Below are 15,689 nucleotides of genomic sequence, written 5' to 3' on the forward strand. Positions count from 1 at the left end.
ATCGGTCGGATTGTGTCACTTTTTCTGCTGATCCCGGGAGCCTGTGAGAAAACTCCGCCGTCATTGCGAGCGAAGCGAAGCAATCCAGCTGTCCGCAAACGCGGCTGGATGGATTGCTTCGTCGCTGTCGCTCCTCGCAATGACAGCGGAGAAAGAGTCGCTCCGCAGTAAGGTTAGAGCGCGTCGACACGATGCAGGGTATCCACTGTGATGGTGCCGCGGGCACGCGAGACACACGCGCAGATCTTGCGACTCTCCTGCTTCTGATGGTCGCTGAAGAAGACGTCGCGATGGTCGATCTCGCCGTCGACGACGACCACATCGATCGCACAGACGCCGCATTCGCCGCGCCGGCAGTCGCTCATCACCTCATGGCCGGCTTCGCTCAGCACGTCCAGCATCGAGCGGTCGCGCGGGATCACGAACTCGGTCCCCTCACCCCTGAGCCGCACGCGGAACGCCTCGGTCGGCAGCAGCCCGCTCGATCCGAAGGTCTCGTAACGCAGATCGGTCGGCGGGCGGCCGGACGCTTCCCACGCCCGCCGCGCCGCATCCAGCATCCGCATCGGACCGCAGAACAACGTCATCGTGTCCTGCGGCAGGCCGGCGAAGACACCGGCGAGGTCGAGCCGCCTGCCTTCATCGCCGGCATGGACGACGAGACGTTCGCCGAGCAGGCGCTCGAGCGTATCGAGGTAGGCCGCATCGCTGCGCGCGCGCACGGCATAGTGCAAGGTCACGCCGGCATCGCGGCGGACCAGCGCCTGTGCCGCGCCGACGATCGGCGTGATGCCGATGCCGCCCGCGATCAGGCAGAAATGCCTCCGCGTCCAGTCGAGCTGTACCAGCGAGACGGGCTGCGTGATATTGAGCCGAGCCCCCGGCACGAGCGACCACATGTAGCGCGAGCCGCCGCGGGACTCCGCTGCGTGACGCACCGCGATCCGGAAACCCTGCGGATCGACTTCGCCGACCAGCGAATAGGACCGGGTCTGCGGCTGGCCGTCGATGGTGACGCCGACGTCGATGTGGCTGCCGACGGGATATGGCGCGCCGGTGAAATTATCCGGCCGCAGCAGGAATTCGCGGATGCCGGGCACAAGGTCGCGCACAGCAAGCAGCGTGGCTGACGTCCAGGTGTCAATGAATCGCATCGCGCGCTCCGTTCAGCCTGATGTGACCAGCGCCAGCGCCGGCAGCAGATCAAGGTGCGTGCGGTTGCGCAGCGCCAGCCGCAGATTGCGGGCCGCAAGCCTTGCATGCTCGCGCATGATCGCTTCGGCACGCGCGCCCTCGCGGTTCTCGATGGCGTCGACCACCACGCGATGATGGTCCTGCGCGATCAGCAGGATCTGGCGCGCCTCGGGTAGGGCCGATTGCGCCATCACGAAACCGCTCGGCGAGGCGAACGGCAGCGCCGAGGCGCGGTCGATCTGCCGGACCAGCGGCGAACTGCGCGACAACTCGGTGAGCAGCGCGTGGAAGCGCGCATTGAGCGCGACATAGGACGAGAACGCTTCGACCGAGATCGGGTCCTGCCGCACCAGGCCGTCGATCTCCTTGAGGCACTCCTTCAGCGGCTCGAGATCGCGCGACGACACGCCGCGCTCGGCAGCAAAGCGCGCGGCAAGCCCTTCCAGCGTGCCGCGCAGCTCGATCGAATCGAGAATGTCGCGCTCGGAAAATGCCTTGACCATGAAGCCGCCGGACGGGATCGCCTCCAGCAGGCCCTCCTCCTCCAGCCGGACCAGCGCCATCCGCACCGGCGTGCGCGACACTCCGGTGATCTCGACCGCCTGCAATTCCGAGATCCGCTCGCCCGGCCGCAGCCGGCCCGAAAGAACCAGGTCGCGCAGCGCGAGCTGCGCCCGCACCGTCTGCGACACTGAGCGATCGGTTTCGCGCTCCGCCATGGCTTGCCTACTCCGCCGCCTGCAGCTGCGGCGGCGGATTTTCCTTCGCCACCATGCGGTCGATGACGCGCCGCGCCCACATCGCGCCGGCATCGATGTTGAGGTTGTAGAATACGCGGTCCGGATTCTCGTCCATCGCGCGCTGCTGCGCTTCCAGGATGATCTCGTCCTCGTGGAAGATGCCGGCGACGCCGTCGCGGATTTCGCTGGTGAGGCGCTGCTCGGTGATGCGGTGGTTGCGGACGAAGGCCCAGAAATAGTGGCAGGTCTTCTCGGTCTCCGGCGTGATGGTGTTGAGCACATAGCCGTTGACGCCCTGCGAACGATCGCCCTCCGGGGCGCCCGATCCGGCCGGCGCGACGCCGACGTCGATATTGACGGTGCACGGCGCCTCGAAGCGGATGATCTGCCAGCGATCGACCGGGCCCGGCTTCTGGAGCTGCTTGGCCCAGAACGGCGGCGCCTCGATGCCCTTCATCCAGCGCGTGACGGTCACGGTCTTCTCGCCATGGGTGACGTCGAACGGCGCTTCGGCGACCGCATCATTGCCGATGCTCGAGCCGTGCACGAAGGTCTCGTGGGTCAGGTCCATCAGATTGTCGACGACGAGCCGGTAGTCGCATTTGACGTGAATGGTCTTGCCGTCGCCAGCCCAGGCAGGATCGTGGTTCCAGTGCATGTCGGGCACCAGCGCCGGATCGGCCAGCGCAGGATCGCCCATCCAGAGCCAGATGAAGCGATGGCGCTCGACGACCGGATAGGCGCGCACGCAGGCCGACGGATTGATCGTCTCCTGCGAGGGCATGAAGGTGCAGCGGCCCTGCGCGTTGTATTTCAGGCCGTGATACCCGCAGACCACGGTGTCGCCGTCGAGCCGGCCCTTGGACAGCGGCACGAGGCGATGCCAGCAGGCATCCTCCAGCGCCACCACCTCGCCGTCGCCCTTGCGGTACATCACGACATGCCTGCCGCAGATCGTCCGCGGCAGCAGCGCGTGCTTGATCTCGGCGTCCCAGCCGGCCGCGTACCACGCGTTCATCGGAAAGGGTTTTGGCATCGGTTCTCCCTCCGGAGTCTCCCTAGATACCGACTGTATACATAATATGGCTATCCATAGCAAATTAAAGTAGTATAATACTGTTTATTGGCCTTCGCGTATACATGTATCGGAAAACACGCGCTCTTGGCGGCCCGCGTTCCGCCGCGCCAATAGCGCATCGCCCGACGCTTTCGCGCCGGAAACAAAGAGATTCACTGAGGATTTGATGGGTTCGATGAACCGGCCGCGCCGGCCTGCGGCTTACGAGTTCGACGCCGCGCGGGTCGAGGCCGACTTGACGTCCTTGATGCTGACCACGACGGCGATGCGCTTGATCATGCCGCTGCGGTAGGCCTGCAGGAACTTGTCGTAGTGCTTGACCGAGATGCAGCCGTTGGAGTCGCCGTTCGGTCCGAGCATGTAGCTGTGCACGAGCAGGCCGACACGCCCGAACGTATCGCTGCCATCGACCGGGGTCATGCGCAGCGCGGGCACGCCGTGGAACAGCTTCTCGCGCGGCTTCATCTCGTAGATGCCGGGCGGTGTCGCACCGGCGTTGCGGGCGGTCACATGCGACGGATCGTCGAGCAGATTGCCGAGCCCCGAATGCGCCTCGAACTTGGTGCCGTCGGGCATGTAGACGATGCGGCCGGTGATGTCGTAGACCGCCGTGGTGCTGTCGTAACCGAGCGCACCGAGATCGGGGCTCGGGCCGGACAACAAGCCGTCATTCGGATCGATCGAGGCGAGGTGCAGCTTGCCCGGCATCATATCTGCGATCTTCTGCAGGAACGTCCGGTTGTCGCCCTGCTGCACCGGCGCCTGCGGCGGCAGCGGCTGATCGTTGCGCGCAAGCAGATTGGCTTCGGCCGGCCGCGATCGCGGCATCGGCACGGCGGGTGCCGCTGTCGTGGTCGTGGCCGCGACGGATGCCGTCGCCGGCTGGCTGGCGGGCTGTTCGGTCTGGGTGTCACGGAGCTGGCCGGCCAGCGCGTCCTCGATCTGACCAAACTCGGAATCGAAATCGCCGCGGCTCGAACGGAACCCGCGGCGCAGAGGATAATAGAGCGAAGCCGTATTGATCGTGGAGCGCGAGCCAAAGCGGTCGTCGAAATTCAGCGAGGCGGTGGTATTGGCGAGTGCCGGTCCATGCAGCCAAGCGGTAGGGTCGATGCCGACCACCCAGGCGGCAAGGCCAGACGACAGGACGAGCGCGCTCACGGCGAACGCCGTGCTGCCCACCAGAGACACGCCGCGGTTCGACTTACGCGCGGCAGCTTTCGTCGTTCGTTGACCCATCATCCCCAAGTTCGGTGCTCTGGGGCCTGTTACCCGGCCCACGTGGGATTCACCGATCACTCATCATATCAGGGAATTAGAGTAAGGCATAATCGAGACGAAGCGGGCAACGACAGGTTTTTTAAACGTTTTTCGGATGGAAAGTGCCGGAGAATCAGCCCCGAGCGAGCTGGAATGGTCGAAAAAGTCCCGATTCGGGACAATTTCGGCGACCTCAGGCGATCTTTTCTTCCCGGAGGGTGAGCACCGGGACCGGCTTGCCGATCGCGTAACCCTGGGCGTAGTCGACCCCGATCAGGCGCAACTCGTCCAGGATCGCGAGGCTCTCGACGAATTCGGCGACCACCTGCTTCTGCATGATCTTCGCGGTCTTGGTGATCATCTCGACCATCGCGCGATCGACCTTGCTGTTCAGGATCTCCTTCACGAACGAGCCGTCGATCTTGATGATGTCGACCGGCAGGTGCTTCAGATACGCGATCGAGGACATGCCGGTGCCGAAATCGTCGAGCGAGAAGCTGCAGCCGATCTCGCGCAGCCGCGCGATGAATGCCTGCGCCTCGTCGAGATTCGAGATCGCGCTGGTCTCGGTGATCTCGAAACACACCAGTGCCGGCGAAAAATCATGCTGCGCAAACAGCCTGGCGACGAAGTCGACGAAGTCGCCGTCGCCGATCGTGGCGCCGGAGAGGTTGATGGCGTAGCTCGCCACCTTGCGCGGGTGGTGCTTGCGCTCGGCGATGATCTCGAAGGCGCGGCGCACCACCCAGCGGTCGATCAGCGGCATCAGCCCGTAGCGTTCGGCCGCGGGCAGGAAGCTGCCGGGCGGCACCAGCGCGCCGTTCTCGTCGCGCAGCCGCAGCAGCAATTCGCGCCGCTCGCTGCCCTTCAGCGCAGCGTTGATCGGACGGATCTCCTGCTCGTAGAGGCAGAAGCGCCCCTCGTCCAATCCCTTGCGGATGCGGTTCACCCAGCTCATCTCGGCGACGCGCACCGCCATGCCGGTGTCGGTGGGACGGTGCTCCTGGACGCGGTTGCGTCCCTTGTCCTTGGCGAGGAAGCAGGCGACGTCGGCAAGCCGCAGCGCGTCCTGCACGCCGGCGCTGTCGCAAAGCGCGACCAGGCCGATGCTCGCGCTGATCCGGAAGCTCGAGCCTTCGTGGACGAAGCTCGACTGCTCGACCACCGCCCTGATCCGCTCCGCGACATCGGCCGCAGCGTCGTGCGTGACGGAGCCGTCGTCGCGCAGCAGAATGCCGAACTCGTCGCCGCCGAGACGCGCAACCAGCCCGCTGTCGCCGACCTCGGCGGCCAGCATCTTCGCCACCTGCTTCAACAGTCGGTCACCCGCCATGTGGCCGCAGGTGTCGTTGACGATCTTGAACTGGTCGAGGTCGATCAGCATCAGATCGGCGCCCACGACAGGCGAACCCGACATCGTCTTGTGCAACTCGAACTCGAATTGCCGCCGGTTCGCAAGGCCGGTGAGCGCGTCATGAGATGCAGCCCACGCCAGTTCCTCGACCAGCCGCCGCTCGGCGGTCATGTCGTGAATGATCATGACGCGGCCGGCCGGTTCGCCGGCATGCACGATCGGGGTCTCGACCACCGAGACCGGCACGCTGGAATGGTCCGGCCGCATCAGCAGCCGCTGCTGGGGCCGGCTCTCGTCGTCGGCATCGGTGCTCTGGAACGATCCCCGCACCGGCTGCTCGGCAATGTTGAACAGCGATGACAGCTGCCATCCGGTCACGTCCTGCCCCGGCGCGATCAGCCGCTCTGCGGCGCCGTTCATGTAGCCGACCCGATCGTCCTGCGTGGTCACGATGACAGCGTCGCCGATCGAGGCCAGCGTGAGCTGGGCCCGCTCCTTCTCGACGGCGAGCGCGGTCTCGGCAAGCCAGCGTCGCCACAGCATCCGCCGCGTGTGGAACAGCACGATGCCGGCAAGGCAAGCCGCGATCACGAGATTGACCAGCAGCAGCAGCGCGGAGACCTGACGCGACGCCTTCCCCAACTGGTCGGAGAAATCGACGGCGAGCGTGCTCAGCGCGGCGTCGACCGCACCGATCCGCTCGGCCCAGTGCTTGATGGTCGCAGCCGAGGGATCATGCAGTGCGACGTCGTTAGCAGCCTCGTTCCTGATTTCGATCAGTTGATCGAGCAACGCATCCGAGTTGCGCCAGGCCGTCACCGCGCCGGCCACGTGATGCATCGTGCGGAAATATTTGAACAGCCAGATCAGGCCGCCGATATCGTCATCATGATTGCCGGCTTTGGCGAAGCCGCTCCTCGCCACGGCGTCGTTGTTGCCGGGCGCTTCCAGCGCGCGCCGCGCCGTGCGATCGGCCAGCGGCACCGCGATCGCGTCATCGAACTTCTGCAGATAAAGCGGCGCGCCGGTGCTGACATAGGTCTGAAGGTAATAGATGGCGTCCTTCTGGCCCTTCGACCACATGCTCTCGCCGGCTACGTAGGCGCGCACCGCGGACATCACCTGCAGGCTGCCGGCCGACAGACCGCCGAGCAACAGCACGATGGCGAGCAGAGGCCCAACCACCCGCCACAGTGACCAGCTTCGAAACGAAAAGAACATGCCCAATGCGCCCGACCCTGAAATGCCGGGTAAGCCTAGGAATGCCGGCTTAACCTCACGTTGCAAAACGCGATGAGTTTGAAACGACTTGGCTGTACCGCAATTGCGTCAAACTTTACCCATCGTGTCGGCCGGGGCCAAAGCATGAGCGAGACTAGGTTGAATTGTAGCGGCATCGGAGGTCCACCTCTCCCTTGGGAGAGGTCGGCGCGCAGCGCCGGGTGAGGGGTTACGGTCCCTCGTTGGAGTTACGGCCCCTCACCCGATTTGCTGCGCAAATCGACCTCTCCCCGCCGGGGAGAGGTAAACCGAACCCGAGGCCAAACCGATTCAAGCTAACGTCATCCCGCTCTAGTACTCAGGGACGCAATGTCGGCGACGTGTTCGGGGCCGGCGCCTGCTCCATGTCGGCCTCTTCGGGCAGCTTGTCGGCATGGACGGCAAGCGGCGTGCCGATCCAGAGCGGATCATCGCGATGATCGCGGCGCGGATTGGTCGTGTTGGGATGGACCAGGATGCTCAGGCTGCCGTGGTTCAGCATCAGCCACGGCACCAGGGTGGCAAACAGCTCGGCCGCGAACGCCACCTGATACATCGCCTGATCGTGCGGGCCGACCTTGACGTCGTGCCAGCGCCCGAGCGTGACCAGGAAGCGCTCGCCGATCCAGTTGCGCAGCCGTTCGGCCTCGCCCCGGCTGGTCGCGGGATCGTAATAGACGTGGGCGTGATAGCTCGCGATCTCGCCGATCGCCCGTGGCCCGTCCGTCATCTCGCCTCTCCTTCCGCGGCCGGTCACCTGCGCCGCAGCACACTGAACTGGAACGACTGCGTTGCGCCCCAGGGCGTGACGTGCCGGTGCGCCTCATGCGCGATCAATTCGAATGCCGGACCGATGGTCCGGCTGAGTGTTTCCGGATCATAGCGTTGCACCGGCAGGCCGCTGCATTTTTCCGGACCGTCCAGCGCGAAGGTGCCGATCACGGCGTGGCCGCCTGCCTTGACGCCGCGATGCAGCCTTTCGAGATAGGCCGCGCGGTCGCCCTCCGCGACGAGGAAATGAAACGCCGCACGATCGTGCCAGATGTCGAAAGCCTGCTGCGGCTGCCAGGCCGTCGCATCGTCGGCAACCCAGCGCACCGCCGCGCCGGCCGCGCCGATCCGTTGCCGCGCGCTCGCCAGCGCAGCTTCCGAGAGATCGAGCACGGTCAGATCATGAAAGTCCCTCGCCAGCAGCGCATCGACGAGGCGCGAGGCCCCGCCGCCGATGTCGATGATCGACGCGTCGCGGCGAGGTGCGATCTGTTCGATCAGACGCAGCGATGGTTGCGGATCGGCCTGCGACCAGCTTACCTGCTGCTCGCCCTTGGTCAGATAGACGGCCTGCCAGCGATTGTCGATCAGAAGCGGTCATGGCGATACGTCCTGTAAGCGACAACAAGTTGCGTTGCGCGCCATTAACCATCAGCTAGGCGCGGCGGTCTCCCGCGTCAACCGGCAGCGGCGGACACGCACGGCGGCGTCGCAGCAAATGCCGCATTTGCATCGCCGCATTTTCCATCTAACCTGATGGCCGGGTTGAGATCGGGGCGTCCGGGGATGGCCAATTTCGGCTGGACACGCGGCAACAAGCCTGCACAGACGGAGGACGCCGCCAGCGACTTGCGCGGCCTCACCGATCCCTCGGCGTTCCTCGCCGCGCTCGACAAGGTGGTGCCGCGCTATCTCGACCTCGCCGACAACGGCGTGCTGGTCTATCCGGCCTGCAAGCGCAAGCCCGGCGACCTGCTCGGCGACAGCAGGGCGATCTGGGAGCACACCCGGCTCGAAGCGATGCGTTACATTCCGATGGTGCCGCGGCAGGACACGTCGCTGCTGGTCGATCCGGCCCGCCAACCCGAGATGATCGACGCCTTCCTGCGCCAGCGCGCACACGACAAGACCGTCGTCGATTTCACCGGCACCACGATCGAGGACTACGGGATCGCGATCTACGCTGCGCTGAACTGGCTGAACCATTGCGGCACCATCGTCGGTGCCGATCCGCAGAAATTCTCCGGCACGCTGCGAAGTTTCCGCAAGGTCATGGTCGTCGCCCGGCAGTGGTGGGCGCTCGACGGTGCGGCGGAGCGCTGCCGGCAGCTGCTGGAGGCGCGCGAGCGGCCGCCGCTGGTGTTCTTCCTGCTGTGGGCCGAATGCACCAATCTGGCGCGCGAGATCGCGATCGCGGCCGCCGGTGCAACGGCGACGGAGGACCTCATCGCGGGCATGCGCGCGGCGGATGATCCGGAAGAGCTGACGTAACGCGCGGAACGGACGCGCGGCCACAGGCTAGGGTGAGCACTCATAGATCCTGTCCGCGTTCGAGACTTAAGAAAGCGGACTCGCGGCCCGACCAAAGGAAAGTCGCCTTTTTGACCCATTGGAGACATCAGATGCAATGCGGAGAACACGCGGTTTGCGGCGCGGCATAACGCTCTTGTGTTGCTAAGTGAACGCCGATCGGTGCGGCTCCGACCTATCTTCGTGGAAGCGTCGCACTCGAAGCGCTTTCGATGAAAAAAATGCCAGATAACCCGCTGCACTACCGCGTCGCCGCTTCACTCATCTTTGGGGGGATGTCGTTATTCTTGTTCGGCGTGGTCTTTGCTCTGGTGCGACAAGCAGGTCATGCCGCGGAAAATCAAGCTTGGGGTTGGTTGGTGATAGCGGCACTTATCGCCTTGGTCGCGGCTACGGGCGCTTTTTTTGCTTTAGTAGCCTGGGGAGCCTTGAGTGACCCGAAGTCACGGCTCGGCGCTTGGGTTCAGAAAAGGCCTTTGACCGACGCCGTACATTACTTTTTCGTCGAGGCTGCAATGCTCGTACTTCTGCTTTTCGGGTTCTGGTTTTCGGGGATCAAATAGTTCTGAGACCAAGGCCGCCCCAGTTGGTCTCGTTCATTTGAAGTGCGCGCAGAGATCGCCTTGGGCGCTCTCGACATGTCGGCTCTTGGCCCTTTGCGGACATTCACCTAGGCGCCGGTGACGTCTGCTTTGGAGAATATCTCCGTCCTCGCTATTGCCGCACGCACGCACCCGATTTGTGAGTACTCGCCCTAGGCAACCGGATCCGCGTCGGCGGAGGCCACCAGCAGCTCCTTGGACTTGCGCGCGATCAGGCGCGCCAGTTCGCTCTGCTTGTAGGTCTCGACGAACTTGATGGCGAACCCGTTCGGCAGATGCCGGACAACGCGCCCGACGCAGGCGCCGATCGCCAGCGGCATGCCGATCGGCGGCTGCACCTCGGAGGACACTGCCGCGCCCGACAGCGACATGTCGATGATGAAGCAGCTCTGCATGGTGCCGTCCGCGAGCGTCAGCATGGCATGCGGCGCGACGGGAACGAAGCGCGGATTGTTGCGCGCCTCGCGGACGCTCGGATCCTTCTGCTTCTTCTCGATCCAGGTCAGCTTGTCGGCGAACTTCTCGCGCCTGGCATGCGTCATCTCGAGCTCGAGCAGGAAGCTGCCGCTCATCGTGTCGGTGATGCAGCCTTCGAACTTGCCGAACTCCTCGAAATACGACGTCAGCCGGTCGCCGACCTTGCCGACGACAGGCACGTCCACGATCATCCGGAACGGCGAGACGCGCGTGGTGCGGCAGGCGAAGGTGCGCAGCTTGCCCTGCGCATCGTACCAGCTCGGCAACGTGTAGCTGCCGTTGACGGTGATCCTGACCGCGCGTTGCTTGAGAAACTTTTCGACGGACACGACTGAACCTCGCCCGGGGCGATGTGAGTGCACGGAGGTCGGGGATGACCGGCTTGCCTGCCGGTCCGGTGGGGGACGTCCGCTACCGGCGCGATGGCAGCGGGAGGCTGCGGCACGCACCCCAGCGCGTCGGGGAACGGTCCTGGCGCGCAGGTGCGTACAGTCGTACCGTCGAAACACTAGGAAACAGTTAAACTGGCACAAAGTGCACAGTCTATCGCGCAACCCTTTCGCGGCAGTTTATTTCGCGAGCCGTGCAACTACCGGGAGAGTTACCGCGCGCCGATGCAATCGCGCCGTGCCATAAACCGCCTGCCCCGGCTGGCAACTGCCTGCTAGCCTCGGCTCAAATCAGTCCGGCCACTCATAGGCTCAATATGTCAGACAAATCGCTCGCCGACGGCAAGATCCTGCAAAGCGTGGTCGACGGCGTCGGCGTCGTCACCTTCAACAACCCCGACAAGCGCAATGCGATGTCGCTGGAGATGTGGGAGGGGCTTGGCGAAGCGCTGACCGCCTTGCGTGACGATCCTGACGTCCGCGTCGTGATCCTGGTCGGCGCCGGCGACAAGGCCTTCGTGTCCGGCGCCGATATCAGCCAGTTCGAGAAGACCCGCCACAACGCGGCAGCTTCCGAGGAATATTCACGCCGCAGCGCCGCCCAGCGCGCGCTGCTGGCCGACTACCCGAAACCGACCATTGCCTGCATCCGCGGCTTCTGTCTCGGCGGCGGCATGCAGGTCGCGATGCTGACCGACATCCGTATCTCCGGCACGAGCGGCCAGTTCGGCATTCCCGCCGCCAAGCTCGGCATCGCTTACGGGTATGACGGGCTGCGCCATCTGGTCTCGCTGGTCGGCCCGTCCTGGGCGCGGCTGATCATGTATACCGGCATGCGGATCGACTCCGCCGAAGCACTGCGGATCGGCCTCGTCGACCGCGTGCTGCCGGATGCTGAGCTCTGGGACGCGACCATGGAGATCGCGCGCACCATTTCAGCCAACGCGCCGCTGGCGATCAAGGCCGCCAAGATCACCATCGCGCAGGTGCTGAAGGATCCCGCCGATCGCGACATGGCCGCGATCAGGCAGATCGGCATCGATTGCATGGACAGCGCGGATTTCCGCGAAGGCCGCAACGCCTTCATGGAAAAGCGCAAGCCGCGGTTCAAGGGCCGGTAGCCATCCGATGTTATCACCCGCGCATGCCGCGGCCTACTGGATCGCCCGGTTAACCGGGCGATCCAGTTGGTGATGCCGCGAGGTTTCTGAAAAGTAAAATAATACCGCAAATTAGGCCCGGCACCCCGACACAGGCCGCCCGCGGCTACTGTGCATGGGGTTGTTTTCGATATTTTGGCGGCGCGCTACTTCTTCTCGTTGACCGGCACCGTGTAGTTGAGGATCAACCGCCCGCCGTCGGGATAGATGGTCTGGCCGGTGATGTAGGAGGCGTCGTCGCTGGCGAGGAACGACACCACCGAGGCAACTTCGCTCGGCTCGCCGCAGCGCCCCGCGGGGGTGCGCGACAGCACGCTGCGCCGCGCGTCCTCCGACGAAAAGATCGCGGTCGCCACCATCTCGGTCAGGATCGTGCCGGGCCCGACTGCCACGACCCGAATGCCGTGCGGCGCCAGCGCGACGGCGGCCACCGAGGTGAGCTGCTTCATCGCACCCTTGGACATCGCGTAGGTCGCAAGCGAGGGGATCGCGAGCAGCGCATTGACCGAGGACATGTTGACGACGACGCCGCCACCGCCCTGCGCGATCATCTGGCGGGCTGCGGCCTGAACGCCGAAGAACGCCCCCTTGAGGTTGATCCCCATCACGTCGTCGAACTCGGCCTCGCTGATGTCGAGGAAGTCGCGGTTGCGCGCGACGCCGGCGTTGTTGACCATGACGTCGAGCCGGCCGAACTCCTTCACCGCCGTGGCCACGATGCGATCGACGTCGGCGCGCTTGCTGACGTCGGCCTCGACCGCCCGCAACCGATCCTCATGTCCGAGTTCCTGGGCGGCGTGGACGAGCCCCGCAGCGTCGACATCCGAGATGACGACCCTGGCGCCATCGGCCAGGAAGCGCGCCGCGCAGGCCTTGCCGATGCCGCGCGCCGCCCCGGTGATGGCGACGACCTTGCCGGAATTCTTCATGGGAGTGCCTCCAGAACCAAAGCTGTTCGCAGAGCAATAGCGCATTGCGCGTCGGCAGGGAACGCGGCGGATTCTCCGCGCGTCACCGCCTGGACGTGCGGGTGATTGCCAAGCACGGTGCGCAGCCGAAGTTTCTCCATGGCGACGAACTCCGCGGGGTCAGGTCAGCGCGCGCCCAGGATTCGCGCTTGCGGTCTTCCGCGGCACAGGCGTTGGTTGATCGAGCGGCGCAGCCTGCAGCGCGGCGACCGTCGCGCGTACCAGCTCCTCGATAGCGTGGCCGGCATCGGTGCCGTCGGCGCTGCCGCGCGACAGCCGCGAGACGCGCTCCGGCGTCACCAGCGTGTAGTACAGCGCGCCGAGCAGGAAGTGGCCGCGCCAGACCAGATCGGTGCGCGGAATATGCGGCAGGCTGTCATGGATCGCGTCGATGAAGGCATGGCTGGTGTCGTCGAAAGTCTGCGCGATGATCTTGCGCACCACCTCATTGCCTTCGGTCGACATGATCGCGCGCAACCGCGTGAACTGCGTTCCGCCGCCGGCGAGATCGCTGCCCGAGGTGAAGGCCGGCAGCACATAGGCGCGCACGATCGCCTCCAGCCGGTCTTGAAGATCGCGCACCCGCCGCGCTGCCGCGAGCAGCTCGGAGCGCCGCCGGTTCATCGGGCCGCAATGCCGCCGATAGATCTCCAGCAGCAGGCCGTCTTTGGTCTTGAAGTGATAGGTCACGCTGCCGGGATTGGCGCCGGCGGCCTGCGCGATGTCGCGCACCGAGACGGCGTTGAAGCCGTAGGTCGAGAACAACTCCTCCGCCGCGGCGAGGATCGCCTCGCGCATGTTCGGCTTGGTGCTGGTGGCCTTGGCGTCGGGCTTGATGCCGGACCTGGCAGGTTTACGGACCATATTTGTACTGTCGTCCAAATATTCAGGTCGCGTCAACGAGGCGGCAGCGAGCCGCGTTCAGGAGAGCTTGACGTCGGGCTCGGCACGGCCGCGTGCCGCGGCGTCGAGCAGGAAGGTTTGGCCGTGGCCGGGATCGGCTGCGCGCTGCGCCTCGTCCATGTCCTGCCAGGCCGAGGTGACCAGCACGCGCGAGAAATCGCGGCCGACAAAAGCCGGACAGCTCGACTGCTTCGCCGGCACCTTCAGCGAGCGCAAATGCCGGCCGCCGGGATCGTAGACGTCGACACAGCCACCGCCCCAGCGCGCGTTCCAGATCATTCCATCGGCATCGACAATCGCGCCGTCGATCCCGCCGATGCCCTGATGTCTGATCAGGTCGACGGGCTCGCCGGTCGGCAATCCCGTCGATGGATCCAGCGGTACGCGATACAGCACGTTGGTCGCGGTGTCGGCGAAGTAGCCGACGTCGCCTGCGGGCGAAAAGCAGATCGCGTTGGGAATCGTGATCCCGGGATAGAGCCGCGTGATGCGGCCGTGATGCAGCGCGTAGATCGCGCCGGCGTTATGCTCGGCCTGACGCCCCATGGTCCCGAGCCAGAAGGTGCCCGACGGATGCACGCGCGCATCGTTGGAGCGCGTCACCGGATTGTCGGCTTCGAGTGCGGCGAACAGCTCCAGCCGGCCGCCGGCGACCTGCCGGACGTAAAGCCCATCCTCGGTGAGGATCAGCTGCCGCTCGCCGTCGATCCGCGCCAGCGCGCTCGCCATTTTCGGCAGCGCGTGAATGACGGTGCGGCCGCTGGCAAAACGATGCTCGAACAGGCGACGCTCGCGGATGTCGAACCACCAGGCGGTGTCGGTCGCTGCGTCATAGGTCGGGCCCTCGCCGAGGTGACAGCGCTCGGCTGACAGCACCGATGTCGGGACCCGTTCGATCAGCGGCTCGGCGGCAGGATCGGTCATGGCGTTACTCACATGGTCGAGAATCGATAGGTTGCAGTTCGCCGATAGATCTGCCCGGGATCGAGCCGCGCTGGCGGGAAGTCGGGCCGGTTCGGCGTATCCGGCCAGGCGTGCGGTTCGAGACACAGCGCATCGGATTGGCGATAGAGCCGATCGCCCTTGCCGGCGGTCGAACCGTCGAGGAAATTGCCGGAATAGAACTGCAATCCCGGCTGATCGGTGAACAGCTCCATCACGCGGCCGCTATGCGGTGCCTCGAGCCGCGCGGCGAAGCGAATGCCTGTCCCCGAGGCCAGACAGAAATTATGGTCATAGCCGCGGCCGAGCCGCAGCTGCTCATCATTAATTCTGATCCGCGCGCCGATCGCGATCGGCTTGCGGAAGTCGAACGGCGTGCCGTCAACCGGCCACGGCGGCCCCGGTAGCGGAATTGCGGTGGCGTCCACCGCGAGGAAATGATCTGCGGCGATCGTCAGCCGATGATCGAGGATCTGCGTGCCTGAACGCGCGCCGTCGAGATTGAAGAAGGTGTGATTGGTGAGGTTGACGCAAGTCGGCCGGTCGGTGGTCGCCTCGTACGTGACTGCGAGTTCCACCGGGTCGCGCACCTGATACGTCACTCGGGTCTGAAGATTGCCCGGATAGCCCTCTTCGCCATGCGGGCTTTCGCGCTCCAGCACCAGCGTCGGCCCCGGTTGATCGACGAGCCGGGCAATCCGCCACAGCTTGCGATCAAAGCCCTGGGGGCCACCGTGCAGCGCATTGGGGCCGTTGTTGGCGGCGAGATTTACCGTCTCGCCATCGAGCGCGAAGCGCGCGGCGGCGATCCGGTTGGCGTAGCGCCCGATCGTCGCGCCGAAGAATTTGCGCTGAGCGAGGTAGCCTTCGAATTCGTCATGTCCGAGCACGACGTCGGCGCAATGGCCGCCGCGATCGGGCGCGAGCAGCGCTTGCAGCGTGGCGCCGAAAGTGAGGATGCTGGCCTCGAAGCCGTGTTCGCCGCGCAGCGTCACGCGCTCGACCACGGTGCCGTCGGACAAGTTGCCAAAGGGCGCGCGAGCAATTTTGGCTGATGTCAT

At 65.2% G+C, this 15,689-nt stretch carries 15 protein-coding genes; 3 read left to right on the plus strand and 12 right to left on the minus strand.

Annotated features, from left to right (window positions below; genetic code table 11):
• Positions 1-173: 173 nt before the first annotated feature.
• From ACVISU_RS11530 to ACVISU_RS11560, 7 genes are all read right to left on the minus strand, one after another.
• Positions 174-1,154, minus strand: a complete 981-nt coding sequence (locus ACVISU_RS11530; protein WP_456707017.1) for a PDR/VanB family oxidoreductase — start codon at positions 1,152-1,154, stop codon at positions 174-176.
• 12 nt (positions 1,155-1,166) lie between these two features.
• Positions 1,167-1,913 carry a GntR family transcriptional regulator gene (locus ACVISU_RS11535; RefSeq protein WP_456707018.1) on the minus strand — a complete coding sequence of 249 codons (747 nt, stop codon included), beginning with the start codon at positions 1,911-1,913 and terminating at the stop codon, positions 1,167-1,169.
• A 7-nt stretch (positions 1,914-1,920) separates the two neighbouring features.
• Positions 1,921-2,970, minus strand: a complete 1,050-nt coding sequence (locus ACVISU_RS11540) for an aromatic ring-hydroxylating dioxygenase subunit alpha (protein WP_456707019.1) — start codon at positions 2,968-2,970, stop codon at positions 1,921-1,923.
• 243 nt (positions 2,971-3,213) lie between these two features.
• Positions 3,214-4,173, minus strand: a complete 960-nt coding sequence (locus ACVISU_RS11545; RefSeq protein WP_456707020.1) for a DUF2778 domain-containing protein — start codon at positions 4,171-4,173, stop codon at positions 3,214-3,216.
• A 292-nt stretch (positions 4,174-4,465) separates the two neighbouring features.
• Positions 4,466-6,847, minus strand: a complete 2,382-nt coding sequence (locus tag ACVISU_RS11550; protein WP_456707021.1) for a putative bifunctional diguanylate cyclase/phosphodiesterase — start codon at positions 6,845-6,847, stop codon at positions 4,466-4,468.
• Positions 6,848-7,205: 358 nt separating this feature from the next.
• Complete coding sequence (locus ACVISU_RS11555) at positions 7,206-7,616, minus strand: DOPA 4,5-dioxygenase family protein (RefSeq protein WP_050401679.1); 411 nt, start codon at positions 7,614-7,616, stop codon at positions 7,206-7,208.
• A gap of 23 nt (positions 7,617-7,639) precedes the next feature.
• The gene (locus ACVISU_RS11560; protein ID WP_456710807.1) at positions 7,640-8,248 is read right to left on the minus strand and encodes a class I SAM-dependent methyltransferase; all 609 of its coding nucleotides are present in this window, start codon (positions 8,246-8,248) and stop codon (positions 7,640-7,642) included.
• 195 nt (positions 8,249-8,443) lie between these two features.
• Here ACVISU_RS11560 and ACVISU_RS11565 point away from each other — a divergent pair, with 195 nt between their 5' ends.
• Together ACVISU_RS11565 and ACVISU_RS11570 are read left to right on the plus strand one after the other, a co-directional pair.
• Positions 8,444-9,148: a hypothetical protein gene (locus tag ACVISU_RS11565; protein WP_456707022.1), complete on the plus strand. Its 705-nt coding sequence runs from the start codon at positions 8,444-8,446 to the stop codon at positions 9,146-9,148.
• Positions 9,149-9,399: 251 nt separating this feature from the next.
• Entirely contained in the window at positions 9,400-9,750 is a 351-nt protein-coding gene (locus ACVISU_RS11570) for a hypothetical protein (protein ID WP_456707023.1), read from the plus strand.
• Between the two features lie 191 nt (positions 9,751-9,941).
• On the opposite strand, the gene ACVISU_RS11575 is transcribed toward ACVISU_RS11570, so the two are convergent.
• Positions 9,942-10,595, minus strand: coding sequence for a PilZ domain-containing protein (locus ACVISU_RS11575; protein ID WP_456707024.1), 654 nt, complete (start codon positions 10,593-10,595; stop codon positions 9,942-9,944).
• Positions 10,596-10,972: 377 nt separating this feature from the next.
• On the opposite strand from ACVISU_RS11575, the gene ACVISU_RS11580 reads away from it, so the two are divergent.
• Positions 10,973-11,776 (plus strand): enoyl-CoA hydratase, encoded by an 804-nt coding sequence (locus tag ACVISU_RS11580; RefSeq protein ID WP_456707025.1) that lies wholly within the window; start codon positions 10,973-10,975, stop codon positions 11,774-11,776.
• Positions 11,777-11,961: 185 nt separating this feature from the next.
• Here ACVISU_RS11580 and ACVISU_RS11585 read toward each other — a convergent pair whose 3' ends face one another.
• The 4 genes from ACVISU_RS11585 to ACVISU_RS11600 form a co-directional block, all read right to left on the minus strand.
• Complete coding sequence (locus ACVISU_RS11585) at positions 11,962-12,744, minus strand: SDR family NAD(P)-dependent oxidoreductase (RefSeq protein ID WP_050401673.1); 783 nt, start codon at positions 12,742-12,744, stop codon at positions 11,962-11,964.
• 159 nt (positions 12,745-12,903) lie between these two features.
• Positions 12,904-13,647: a TetR/AcrR family transcriptional regulator gene (locus ACVISU_RS11590; RefSeq protein ID WP_456707026.1), complete on the minus strand. Its 744-nt coding sequence runs from the start codon at positions 13,645-13,647 to the stop codon at positions 12,904-12,906.
• Positions 13,648-13,704: 57 nt separating this feature from the next.
• Positions 13,705-14,583 (minus strand): SMP-30/gluconolactonase/LRE family protein, encoded by an 879-nt coding sequence (locus ACVISU_RS11595; protein WP_456710808.1) that lies wholly within the window; start codon positions 14,581-14,583, stop codon positions 13,705-13,707.
• Between the two features lie 35 nt (positions 14,584-14,618).
• Positions 14,619-15,689, minus strand: a complete 1,071-nt coding sequence (locus ACVISU_RS11600) for an aldose epimerase family protein (RefSeq protein WP_456707027.1) — start codon at positions 15,687-15,689, stop codon at positions 14,619-14,621.

It is taken from the genome of Bradyrhizobium sp. USDA 4452, assembly GCF_054063575.1.

Bases quoted from the DNA above. Each gene is read 5' to 3' on its own strand.
- ACVISU_RS11530 (WP_456707017.1), bottom strand. From the start codon at position 1,154: ATGCGATTCATTGACACCTGGACGTCAGCCACGCTGCTTGCTGTGCGC.
- ACVISU_RS11535 (WP_456707018.1), bottom strand. From the start codon at position 1,913: ATGGCGGAGCGCGAAACCGATCGCTCAGTGTCGCAGACGGTGCGGGCG.
- ACVISU_RS11540 (WP_456707019.1), bottom strand. From the start codon at position 2,970: ATGCCAAAACCCTTTCCGATGAACGCGTGGTACGCGGCCGGCTGGGAC.
- ACVISU_RS11550 (WP_456707021.1), bottom strand. From the start codon at position 6,847: ATGTTCTTTTCGTTTCGAAGCTGGTCACTGTGGCGGGTGGTTGGGCCT.
- ACVISU_RS11555 (WP_050401679.1), bottom strand. From the start codon at position 7,616: ATGACGGACGGGCCACGGGCGATCGGCGAGATCGCGAGCTATCACGCC.
- ACVISU_RS11565 (WP_456707022.1), top strand. From the start codon at position 8,444: ATGGCCAATTTCGGCTGGACACGCGGCAACAAGCCTGCACAGACGGAG.
- ACVISU_RS11570 (WP_456707023.1), top strand. From the start codon at position 9,400: ATGAAAAAAATGCCAGATAACCCGCTGCACTACCGCGTCGCCGCTTCA.
- ACVISU_RS11580 (WP_456707025.1), top strand. From the start codon at position 10,973: ATGTCAGACAAATCGCTCGCCGACGGCAAGATCCTGCAAAGCGTGGTC.
- ACVISU_RS11585 (WP_050401673.1), bottom strand. From the start codon at position 12,744: ATGAAGAATTCCGGCAAGGTCGTCGCCATCACCGGGGCGGCGCGCGGC.
- ACVISU_RS11590 (WP_456707026.1), bottom strand. From the start codon at position 13,647: ATGGTCCGTAAACCTGCCAGGTCCGGCATCAAGCCCGACGCCAAGGCC.
- ACVISU_RS11600 (WP_456707027.1), bottom strand. From the start codon at position 15,689: ATGACATCAGCCAAAATTGCTCGCGCGCCCTTTGGCAACTTGTCCGAC.